The 9,278-nt window shown below is 68.7% G+C and carries 8 protein-coding genes; 1 reads left to right on the top strand and 7 read right to left on the bottom strand.

Going from position 1 to position 9,278, the window contains the following annotated elements:
- The 7 genes from ACWCQ6_RS34225 to ACWCQ6_RS34255 all read right to left on the bottom strand — a co-directional run.
- Positions 1–717, bottom strand: a 717-nt coding sequence (locus ACWCQ6_RS34225) for a transposase (RefSeq protein ID WP_451095967.1), incomplete at its 3' end; no start/stop codon positions are given.
- A gap of 61 nt (positions 718–778) precedes the next feature.
- Entirely contained in the window at positions 779–1,234 is a 456-nt protein-coding gene (locus ACWCQ6_RS34230; protein WP_451095969.1) for an IS3 family transposase, read from the bottom strand.
- A gap of 6 nt (positions 1,235–1,240) precedes the next feature.
- Entirely contained in the window at positions 1,241–1,594 is a 354-nt protein-coding gene (locus tag ACWCQ6_RS34235) for an IS3 family transposase (RefSeq protein WP_451095971.1), read from the bottom strand.
- A complete protein-coding gene (locus ACWCQ6_RS34240; protein ID WP_451095973.1) occupies positions 1,591–1,908 on the bottom strand; it encodes a transposase in 318 nt (105 codons plus the stop codon). Before ACWCQ6_RS34240 ends, ACWCQ6_RS34235 begins: the two co-directional genes overlap by 4 nt.
- Before the next feature lie 143 nt (positions 1,909–2,051).
- Complete coding sequence (locus ACWCQ6_RS34245) at positions 2,052–6,599, bottom strand: caspase, EACC1-associated type (protein ID WP_451095974.1); 4,548 nt, start codon at positions 6,597–6,599, stop codon at positions 2,052–2,054.
- 12 nt (positions 6,600–6,611) lie between these two features.
- Complete coding sequence (locus ACWCQ6_RS34250) at positions 6,612–7,091, bottom strand: effector-associated constant component EACC1 (RefSeq protein ID WP_451095976.1); 480 nt, start codon at positions 7,089–7,091, stop codon at positions 6,612–6,614.
- A 496-nt stretch (positions 7,092–7,587) separates the two neighbouring features.
- A complete protein-coding gene (locus ACWCQ6_RS34255; RefSeq protein WP_451095978.1) occupies positions 7,588–7,965 on the bottom strand; it encodes a hypothetical protein in 378 nt (125 codons plus the stop codon).
- Positions 7,966–8,255: 290 nt separating this feature from the next.
- Between ACWCQ6_RS34255 and ACWCQ6_RS34260 the strand changes: the two genes are divergently transcribed.
- A partial coding sequence (locus tag ACWCQ6_RS34260; protein ID WP_451095980.1) for an IS701 family transposase occupies positions 8,256–9,278 on the top strand: 1,023 nt, incomplete at its 3' end.

Consider the following 9,278-nt stretch of genomic DNA (forward strand, 5'->3'; position numbering starts at 1 on the left):
TTCGAGGAACTGGTAGCCGTCGGCCGCGATGCGCCAGGTGAGCTGCGTCCGCTCGCTTTCATCACTCGGCAGTCGGTAGGAGTCCATCCGGCTCCCGTACTGTTCCTGCCAGGCCCGGGGCATCCAGGAGGTGAGCCACTCGGGCGCCGCGACGGCAACCGCTTCCAAGGCGGCCCGCAGCGTCTCGCCGACGAACTCCAAACGGTTGAGATCCCTCACCGCGGCGAGCACGTGAGTGGAGTCGGTGCGCTGCCGGCCCCGCCCGGACACCAGCCCAAGTTCGTTGAGCCGTTCCAACAGCAAGTCCAGGATCTTCTCCTCCAGCCCGTGAGCCAGGAGACGGTCACGGAAGCCGGTCAGCACGGTGAAGTCGAAACCGGGATCGGCCAGGCCGAGGCCGAGCAAGTACTTCCAGTCGATTCTCGCGCGTACCGCGTGGGCGGCCTGGCGATCCGTCAGGTTCTCCGCGAATTGCAGCACACTGACCAAGGCCAGTTGCCCCGGCGCAACACCAGGACGGCCACGGACGCCGAACGCGGACCGGAAGATCTCGTCGTCGAACAGCGGACCAAGCTCGTCCCGCACCCGCATCGCCAGACAGCCCTTCGGAAACGCAGCCCGAGCCACCATCCGCGTCTCCTCAGGTACCTCCCGACCCGAGTCCGCCCGCATCGACACCCAGCCCTCCACCCCAAGATCGAACCGCAGGCCTGCCACCCAAGCCTCCGATCTCAGGCTCCACCCCAAAACCACCCACCAAGTCCGAGATCACAGGCATTCACCCAATTGGGCAACGGGGTCTCTCGATGAAGTCGAAGATGCTGGCGCGGGCGGTCGCGCGGTCGGGCCAGAAGCGGGTGCCGATCTCCTCTTTGAGTACGGCCCAGAAGCTCTCCGCGGCGGCGTTGTCGAAGCAGCTCCCGGTCCGGCCCATGCTTTGCCTGTGCCCCAACATGGAGATTCTGTCGCGCAGTTGGCGGGAGGTGTATTCCGATCCGCGGTCGCTGTGGATCACGCAGCCGGGCTCCAGGCGGCCCAGTGCGGCGGCCATGTCGAGCGCGTCGACGACGAGTTCGGCGCGGTGGTGGTCGGCCATCGAGTAGCCGATGACCTCGCGCGTGGCCAGGTCCAGCCACGAGGCAAGGTAGAGCCAGCCCTCGGCGGTGGGGATGTAGGTGATGTCCCCGACGATTTTCGTGCCGGGGCGGGTGGCGGTGAAGTCCCGGCCGATCAAGTCCGGCTACGGGGCGGCTTTGGTGTCGGCCTTGGTCAGACTGCGGCGGCCGGTGCGCCGGCTGTTCCCGACGATGCCGTGCTCCCGCATGACCCGTGCCACCCGCTTGCGATTGACCAACCGGTCCTGCCGGCGCAGTTCGGCGGTGACGCGCGGGACGCCGTAGTTCCGCCGGGAGGCGAGATGGATCACCGTGATCTCGTGCGCCAGGGTCTGATCGGCCCGCCGCCGCGCTTCGCGGGCTTCCCGTCCGGCCACCCACGCGTAGTACGTGGACCGCGCGGTCTTCATTACCTTGCACAGCAGCGTGACCGGGTAGTTCGCCTTCTCTGCGTGGATGAACCGGCATATGGCGCTCACCGGTCGCTCTCCTTCGCAAAGAAGGCCGTCGCTTTTTTCAAGATCTCGATCGTCTTCGCCTGCTCAGCGGTCAGCTTCCGCAGCCGCTTCAGCTCCTCGTCCCGGTCGTCGGCACTCTGCCCGGCCCGCCCGGCCACGGGACCGGATCCGGTGTCCTGAGCGGTGCGGGCCTTCTTCACCCAGCCCCGCAAGGACTCCGAGCTGACCCCGAGCTCCCGCGCGACCTCGGTCACCGTCCGACCCGACGACCGCACGAGCTCGATCGCGTCCCGCTTGTACTCGTCCGAGTACCGCTTCGTGTACTTGCTTCCCACCTGGCACTGCTTCCTCTGGGCTCTCACGTCCCAGTTTCCAGGTGTCCAAGATCAAGGGGAAGCTCCAACCAAAGGCCACCCCCACCGTACCTGCGGCATGTCTGCCACCTGCTGCCGTTCCACCAGGCGGTGACCTGGAACCGTCAGTTCCCGGCGGGAACTGGGGTTGAGAAGAGGGGGAAAATGGAAAGCGCGCTGGGTGTGGGCGCGGCAGCAAGGCTGGGGCAGACGCGTTGGAAGGGGACACCCGGGGCGATCTGTTTCCATTCGGCGGCGGTGGGGTTGGCCCCGGCGAGGCGGCAGGCGCGAGCGACGGGATCGCGAAGTGTCGCGCTGAGTTGCTCGATGTTCCAGCGTGTGGCGGTGTTTGTGGCGTCGTATGTGGTGAGGACCTTGCCGTCGGGAGAGAGTGTGAGCGACCATGCCTGCTCGTCGAGTGTGAGCGACGTGACAGGGTGTGGCGCGGCAGGATCCGATACGTCCCAGGTGAGCACCTGGGCGCCGGAGCCGGTACCCGCGAGCAGCCTGCCGTCCTGACTGAACGAGTAGGGCCCCGTGTCACTGCCGTTGCGTAGATAGCTCAGGAAGCGGGGCTTCCTGGGGTCGGACACGTCGAAGAGGACGCCGCTCCGGGCGGGCACCGTCAGAGCGAGAGTCCTGCCGTCGGGGGAGAATGTCTGCGGCGTGGCGTGCAGCGGGCCCTTGTCCCCGTCAGGGTGAGGGAGTTCCGACAGCCAACTGGGCGCACGCGGGTCGGTCACGTCATACAGCGTGGTGCCCACTGCCAGGATCCGGCCTTTCGGGTCGAACATGACGTCCGGGGTGATGGCGCTCTTCGTCTTGGCGGTGCCCAGCCGTCGAGGCCGGTCCGGCCGGGACAGGTCCCACAGGGTCGCGGTGCGGTTCGCGCCGACCGCCATCAGGCCGCCGGACTCCGAGAAGGCCACGCTGACACGGGTACCGGGCGGGGCGACCTTCAGCTGGAACTCCCGGACGGGATGTGCGGGATCCTTCACGTTCCATACGGTCACGGTGCCCTCGGGTGTTTCGGCAGCGAGGCGGGCGCCGTCCGCCGAGAACCAGTGCCCGCCCCACGCGAGACTCACGGGCGCATCCGTCCGTATGGTGCCTGCGCGTCGGCCCGCGGAGGGTCCCGTCAACGGGACGAGGCTCAGTTGGCGCTCCGCAGTCACCATGGCCAGTAGATCCCCATCGGGGGCCAGGGCGTTCGGGGTGCCCGACTCGAAGTACCGGTAGTAGTCGGGTGCGGGCGACGTGAAGGGCCGCCCGGTGACGGTGGGGGCCAGCCGGTCCCGCAGGGACCAGAAGAAGACGGAGCCGTCTTTGTCGCCGCTGGCGAGAGTGCGGCTGTCGGGTGAGAAGGCGAGTGCCGACACGGTGTTGTTGTGTCCGGTGAACACGGCGGAACGGACGGGCCTGGCTTGGGAGATGTCCCACAGAGTCGCCGTGTGGTCCGTGCTCCCCGCCGCGAGGAGACGGCCGTCCCGGCTGAGCGCGACCGCTGTCACCGGGCCGCCGTGGCCGCTGATCACCGCTATGCGGCGGGCCTCGGCGGGCCGGGCGACGTTCCACAGCCTGACCTGGGCGTCGCTGGACGAGGCGGCGAGGGTACGGCCGTCCCTGCTGATTGTCAGTGCGCGCACGGGCCCGCCGGTGCCGTCGAGTACCCCGATGCTGCGCGGGCGGTCGGGGTCCTGGACGTTCCAGAGTTCCACTGTGCCGTTCTGCAGGCCCAGTGCCAGGAGCTTGCCGTCGGGTCCGAAGGCCGCGGCCTGGACGTTGCTCTTCCGTTGCGGAATCGACGCACGGGAACGCCCGGTGCCGCGGCCGGGCTCTATGGACCACAGCGTGGTCTCCCAGCCATTGGATGTGACCAGCATCCGGCCGTCAGGGCTGAACTCCGATTTCTCCATGACTCCTTGCATCGGCAGCGGCATCCTGCCCAAGGGCCGGGGGTGGCTCGGGTCCGCGAGCGAGAACCTGCCCAGGGAGGCCTCGGTGTCCGCACCGGTGAGGAGCAGGGATCTGCCGGCGCCGATCCAGGCCGCAGGATCCCCATTGAAGCCGGAATTCTTCGCTACGACCTCGGCCAGCTGCCGCGGCTCGCCAGGACGGGACGTATCCCACAGGCCGACGACTCCAAGGCCGTCACCCACTGCCAGGGTCCGACCGTCGTCGCCGTAAGCCAGCGAGTCGACCATATTGCGCGTTGCATCGACGGAGCCCGCGTACTGCATCCCGCTCAGCACGTCCAACAGTGTCGCCCTGCTCTGGGGCGACGGGGCCCCTCGAAACGCGGCGACGGCCAGGAGCAACGCCGACTTGGGGTCGGTTCCGACGCTCGCGCGGGCGGCCGCCTGCAGTTGGCGGTTCTGCGCCATCTGCCCGCTGTCCCGGGCGTTCGACCGCTGCTGGAGTGCGATCCCCGTGGCGATCAACGCCATACACAGCAGCGCTGCCGCCGCCCCGAGAAGTTGCTTCAGCCGGCGCGCCTGGAGCCGAAGTCTGCGCGCTTGGCGTCGTTCCACTTCCAGCTGGCGACGTTCGCGCTCTCGCTCGTCATTGTCGAACTCGCGGCTGGCAGCCACGAACTCGTGGTCGAGAGGGCGGAGCAGCATCCCATGCCGCTTCTCGCGCAGCCATTCGGTCAGTGCGGCCAGTCGTGTGCCGTAGTAGCAGTATGCGGACTCTCGCCCGGCACTATCCCAGGCGTCGGCTGCGTCGGCCAGCTGCTGGCGTATCACGAGCCCGGCCCGGTCCTCGTCGATCCAGCGGCGCAGCCTCGGCCAGGCTCGCAGAAGTGCCTCGTGGGAGATCTGGACCGCATTCCGGTCCACGGTGATCAGCCTGGCCTGGGCCAGCCGGTCGCGTACGCTGACCATCCTGTCCCGCTGTTTCCGTGATCGCCCCTCGACGGGTTCGTCCAGTCCGATCCTGCGGCGCACCGGCTCATCGGTGCTGCTGGCGAGAGTGACCATGCTCAGAAGCAGCTCACGCAGGTCGTCGCGGCCTGGCCCCTCGAGCGATTCGTAGATTTCGTCGGCCGTACTCGCCACGGATTCCCAGATCCCACCGGTGTCGGCATATCCGGACAGGGTGAGCGTGGCCCCTTCGCGACGTACCCAGGTCTGGCGGAGCGCGTGCGCAAGGAACGGCAGCGCGGAGCCGAGGTCGCGACCGCCACCTTCCCGGGTGTCCCGGAGCAGCAGGTCGCAGAGCCCGGGCGCCAATCGCAGTCCTGCGTTGTGGGCGGGGCCTTCGATCGCTGCCCGCAGCCCTTGCTCGTCCATGGGCGGGACGATCAACTGTCCTTTGTCGAGGGCCCGCATGAGCGGGGGGTGGTCGAGGCAACTGCCGTAGTGATCGGCACGCAGTCCCAGGACGACACAAGGGCCACCGCTCCCCGCACCGGTGCACAGGGCGCGGACGAAACGGGCGCGTTCCTCATGGTCCCGGCACCGGGTGAAGACCTCCTCGAACTGGTCCACCACCAACACCCGACAGTCCCCATCAGGCAGACGCCCCTCGCCCAGTTGGTGCTCGATCTTCTCCCGGGGTCGACCGGAGGCCTCTGCCCACAGGGTGGCGAGCGCACGCAGTGGGCGCGGTCCGGGGGATGCTAGCAACAGGGCCGGCCACGGCGTGACCGGATTCGCTTCGTAGCGGCGCTCGAGACCGGCCAGCAGTCCGGCCCGCAGGATCGAGGACTTGCCGACACCCGAGGCGCCGACGAGGACGACCGGCCCACGTCCCATTCCGTTCGTCGGATCGCTGGGCTCGGTCACCGCTTGGATCAGCTCGGCAACGAGCATGTCGCGTCCGAAGAACCGTTCGTGGCCCTCGGGCCGGAACGGCTCCATGCCGGGGTAGGGGCAAAACGTGCCGTCTGCCGGGTGTGGTGGTGCTTCCTGCGCCGCGGGGCCGGCGCTGTAGGCGCGGTTGGCAGCGACGACGAGGTCACCGGCCCGGTCCTCGCTCTGCCGGTGGGGACGCACCGGCCCGTCCTGGAAAATGCGGTCGAGGTGGGCGTACACGCCGTCCAGGGTCAGCAAGGCCGGTGCGGCGGGGTCGCCCTCCCGGAGCAGGGTCAGCAGCTTCCCGGTGAAGAGGGTGTGGCGCTGACCCTTCGGAGCAAAGGAAACCGCGTAGTTCGACGCGGATGTCAGCAGAAAGCTGCCGGTGGGCCGAGCGGAGACATATGGATCGCGGAGCGATCCTCGTGAAGCGGCGTCGGCAAGGCCGGAGAAGCAGCAGTCGAGGAGGACAGCAGTGCGGGCACCACTGGCGCTGAGCGTGTCCCGTATGGACTGGTACGGGACCGAGCGGGCGATCCCTGAGCTGGAACTGGCGCTGGTGGCGAGGTACAACTGGTCCTGCGGTCCGAGTAGACCGTGCCCGATGTAGGCGAAGAGCACCAGGCCCCGGGCCTGGTCCACGGCCTCCTCGACGGCTTCCATGACGGTGCCCTCGTCCGGGGGGTCGACGACGAGCGTGATCTGCGCCGGATCCATGCCGCAGACCTCACGGAGGGCATCAGCAAGGTCGCGGGCCGTGGCCCCGACGCTGGGAAGATTGGGAGGGGCGGAGGGGCTGGAGTGGAGGGCTGTGCCGACGACCACAGCGCGTGCGCCGGGCCCCGCGAGATCACCGGTGCAGTGCGGCTGGGTCACGGACCTGCGTCCTCAGCCGTCGGACACGGACGAGCCGGTGGCCGGCCGGGTTCCCGTTCCGGGAGCATCAGCAGACCGGACGGCCGGAGGGTTGGCGTCTGCGGCGCCGTCGGTCTGCTGGGCCTGCGGCATGAGGGATCCCGCAATCTGCTGGGCGAGTTCACTCGTCTGTTGGGCGGTGAGCCCCTTGACCCGGTCCGAGGTTACAGTGACCTCGGTGCCGTCCGCTCGAGTGATGGTGACCGTCTGACTGCCGCTGCGATTCTGCACCCATGCGACGACCGCTGCCGCCAGCACTGTGGCCACGCCTCCCGGGGCGAGGAGCAAGGTGATGAGTTCGGCTTCCGCGCCCATGGTGTCCAGTGTCGGCCGCGCTGCCGCGGAACCCCGCTGAATACGGCCACGCAACTCACGCTGACGGCCGAGCCAGCCCCTGAGGTCGTCGGTGACGACCTGGCCACCGTCGTCCCGCACCGTGATGGCGATCTCCATGGTTCTCCTGCTGTGGGTGACACAAGGGTGAACTGCCCGCCACCTTAGTAAAGTTCCCCGGACACCGCCCCGAGTTGACCGCCATCCACCTGTTCGTCGCGCAGGATCTGCAACGTGGGCAGAGGTCAGTTCGGCGTGACCGGGAGTACGTCCAGGGACAGCCGCCGCTCGGGACGTGCCGCTGGTCATCCGCTCGGGCCTCGTCCACGGTCGGGTAGCCGGAGACCATTGCCGATCTCCGGCTACACACCCGGACCACAGGTTTGGGGCTCGCTGGCGTTTCGCGCAGGCCGTCACGCGCATGACGTCATACCTGGCGCCGAGCGGGAGGCTGGCACCGCGGCGTCGGACTGCGCGGCCGCGAGTGCGGGTCTACTCGCCGCACTCGAAGCCTCGCGTATCCGCGGGGGCGGATGTTCATGCACGCGTGCCGTGTTCAACGATGCAGCCCGCCCACTGGTCACCACGCCCACGGCGCGGTGCGGCAGCGGGTCACTCAGCGGGGCGACCTCCAGCGGGTGAACACGCACTGGTCGGGGCCGGCGTGGATACCGAAGGGCAGGTTGATCCGCTCGAGCAGGAATCCCTCATCGGGGGCGTGGACGGCGTATCCGCAGCCCTTGTAGAACGCGCCCAGGTCCCGGTCGGTCTCGAAGGACCCATACAGCAGGAAGTAGTCGAGCAGGTCGTAGACCTGCCAGGCCCGCTTCAGTAGGAAGCTGGCGATGCCCCGGCCGCGGGCTCCTCGGCTACCGCCAGGCCGTGCACCTTGCCGATAGCCACGCTCAGGGTCAGCGCCCGCACGTCGCTGTACCCGTGATGTCGTTTCGGGGGGTGTAGTTGAGGTTCGGGGCGCGGTGTGTGCTGGGGACATCCGGGATTGGTTGAGACTGTGTGAACGCGGGTTCGCGGGGGCGTAGGCCCGCTGGCTCGCCGTCTCCTACCGGCGTGACTACGCCCTGGCCGCCCAGGTGGCCCTGCACGAGATGGCCGAGTTCATCAGGAACGCGCCTGACGAGGAGGGCGAGTCGATCTGGAACCGGGCCACGGGCAGCGAGTGGGACCGACTCGCGACGTGTTGATTCCCGGCAAGCCCTAGTAGTGCTTGGTCAGGTTGGCTGTGGTGGTGCGTGTCCTGCAGGTGGGGTGTGGCGTTGAGGGTGTGTGACTCCGGACGAGATTGCTGCTGTACGTGTTGAGTTGGAGGCGTTCGCGGCGGAGATGTTCGAGCCGTTCGCGCGCAATGATCAGCGCCGGTGGGGGCAGGTCTACGTGCGGGGACTGCTGACGGACGGCAAGCGGAAGTCGGTCGAGCCGATGGCCGCCCGGCTGGGAGCGGACGGCAACCGCCAGGCACTGGCCAACTTCATCACGACCAGCCCGTGGGATCCGGCCCATGTCCGGGCGCGGCTGGCCTGGACGATGGAAACGGCCATCCGGCCCACCGCACTGGTCTTCGACGACACCGGCTTCCTGAAGGACGGGGACGCTTCGGTGTGCGTGTCGCGGCAGTACACCGGCACGGCGGGCAAGGTCACCAACTGTCAGGTCGGTGTCTCGCTGCATCTGGCCCACGACCACGCCTCGACGGCGGTCAATTGGCGGCTGTTCCTGCCCCGGACCTGGGATCCCGCCTCTCCGGAGGCCGATCCGGACAAGGCCGCCCGTCGCACGGCCTGCGGGATTCCCGACGATGTCGGTCACGTGGAGAAGTGGCAGCTGGCCCTGGACATGCTCGATGAGACCCGCTCGTGGGGCATCGAGGTGCCGCTGGCCGTCGCGGACGCCGGGTACGGCGACGCTGCCGCGTTCCGGCACGGGGCGCAGGCCCGCGGCCTGAACTATGTGGTGGGGATCTCCACCACGCTGTCGGCCCAGCCCGGCGAGGCGGTGCCGGTGGCCGAGCCGTACTCCGGGACCGGACGCCCGCCGGTGGAGAAGTACCCCGACAAGCCGCAGTCGGTGAAGCAGCTGGTCATCGCGGCGGGCCGCAAGGCCGCACGAGGGGTGCAGTGGCGGGAAGGCTCCCGGCCCGGCACCGGCCGCAGCGGCTTCAAACGGATGTACTCCCGCTTCGTGGCCTTGCGGATCCGGCCTGCCGGACGCGAGGTCCGGCAGGCCACCGACGGTCCGGACCCGGAGAGATGGGAAGAGCGTGGGGTGGGGGAAGAGTGTAGCATGGCAGGT

It is taken from the genome of Streptomyces sp. NPDC001880 (assembly GCF_053594575.1).

Coding starts and splice junctions, on each gene's coding strand:
- ACWCQ6_RS34250 (WP_451095976.1), bottom strand. CDS start 7,091: ATGGAGATCGCCATCACGGTGCGGGACGACGGTGGCCAGGTCGTCACC.
- ACWCQ6_RS34255 (WP_451095978.1), bottom strand. CDS start 7,965: ATGTCCCCAGCACACACCGCGCCCCGAACCTCAACTACACCCCCCGAA.